Raw genomic sequence first — 1437 nt, forward strand, 5'->3', positions numbered from 1 at the left:
CCTGGAGGAAATCAGCGACGCAGGAGCGCCGGAGGGAAATTCCTGCACCGCAGGCCCCGGTGGAGCTTGCGGAACCGGGGTTAGACGGGGTGGAGCGGACGCCTAGAATCCGCAGGACAGCAACCAAAAAACGTCGCAGACGTAAGAAAGGGCCAGGGATGACCGGAGCCCTGCGACGGACAGCACTGGACCCCACAGCCGGCCGCGCCAGCGGACGCCCTCATGGGTGCGAGCCCTGCGAGCATGCCCTGTTGCCTTGGGCTCTCCCGGATCCGCCCAGCCGGGCCCCGCGCCCCGGGCGGGCCCGGACACCGGCCGTCCCACCTGTGGTACTTCCCGGGAATGGCGGTCCGCCGCCGGCGACCACAGCGGAACCTGGCCACGGGCGGCGGACCGCCAGCGGTGGCCGGCCCACACGGGGACCGGCCACCACGTGCCTTACTCGCGGCGGTCGTGAAGCGGGACGGCCCCGTAGAAGTCGATGGACTCGCGGAATCGTGAATCGCTGCTGAAGATGAACGTGCCGCCGAACATGTACCAGGGCGAGGGTTCTTCCTCGGTGGGCAGGGGTTCGGCGTGGTAGATCGTGCCGCTGGCGTTCTCGCGCCTGACGATGCGCACGGCGGGCCGTTCGTTCGTGGGCTCGAAGATGGGATCGATGCCTGGGCCGACGACGGTCACTTCCGTGACCGTGGCAGAGATCCCCCGGTTGGAGAAGTCGATGCCCAGGGCGTCGCGGTAGATCAGTGCGGTGATGCCCCTGGCGGGTGCGTTTTCGTTGTTCATGGTCTGGCTCCTCAAGGCTGGTGGGGCTGTACTGCCCSGCCCTTCCGGGCCGGGCAGTACAGCGGATTCGGCGCTGGTTAGGTGGCGTTGACCGTGTAGGGCTGGCGGTAGCGGGACGGGAGTTCGGCGGCGGCTTCGGGGAGGTCGTCCGGGCCGTGGGCCTGTCCGTTCTTCCACGAGAAGAACGCCTGTTCGGTGATCGCTTCCCACTGCCGGGCCTTGGTCCGGTAGTAGCTGCAGCTGACGTCTCCCTCGCAGTACGTGGCGACTCCGAACAGGTTGCCGATGCTGTCAGCGGTCCGCGTGGCCGCGACCATGACATAGGGCCACTGGCCCAGGTCCCAGCCGTCACAGCCCCAGCTGGGGATGACGGCCCAGCCTTCGGCTTCGATGAGTTCCATCCAGTCGTAGCCTCCGTTCATGTGGTAATCGCCCAGCACGGTCACCCCGTCGATGGTTTCTCCGGTGTCCTTGGTGGTCACGGTCTTGGTGGTTACTGCGTTCATGGTGTTGTTCCTTCTTGTCCGAGAAGTTGGGTGGGCGGGGCGGCTTAGGTGACCGGCCAGCGTCCCCTTCTCCCCCGTTGTTTTTTGGTTGCTGGCAAGCTTGCTTGCTCGGCGGCCGACGGAGGCCTGTCTACCCGCAGGGCAA

The 1437-nt window shown here is 66.9% G+C and carries 2 protein-coding genes; both read right to left on the reverse strand.

The window, feature by feature from the left end; all coding sequences use genetic code 11:
- Positions 1-438 precede the first annotated feature (438 nt).
- Positions 439-786 (reverse strand): hypothetical protein, encoded by a 348-nt coding sequence (locus AC1DZV_RS21755; protein ID WP_476954565.1) that lies wholly within the window; start codon positions 784-786, stop codon positions 439-441.
- A gap of 77 nt (positions 787-863) precedes the next feature.
- A complete protein-coding gene (locus AC1DZV_RS21760) occupies positions 864-1292 on the reverse strand; it encodes a hypothetical protein (RefSeq protein ID WP_476954566.1) in 429 nt (142 codons plus the stop codon).
- Positions 1293-1437 lie beyond the last annotated feature (145 nt).

Source organism: Arthrobacter sp. P1_D12, from assembly GCF_056406175.1.

What these genes read in the sequence shown, in the direction of transcription:
- AC1DZV_RS21755 (WP_476954565.1), bottom strand. Translation starts at nt 786, where the DNA reads ATGAACAACGAAAACGCACCCGCCAGGGGCATCACCGCACTGATCTAC.
- AC1DZV_RS21760 (WP_476954566.1), bottom strand. Translation starts at nt 1,292, where the DNA reads ATGAACGCAGTAACCACCAAGACCGTGACCACCAAGGACACCGGAGAA.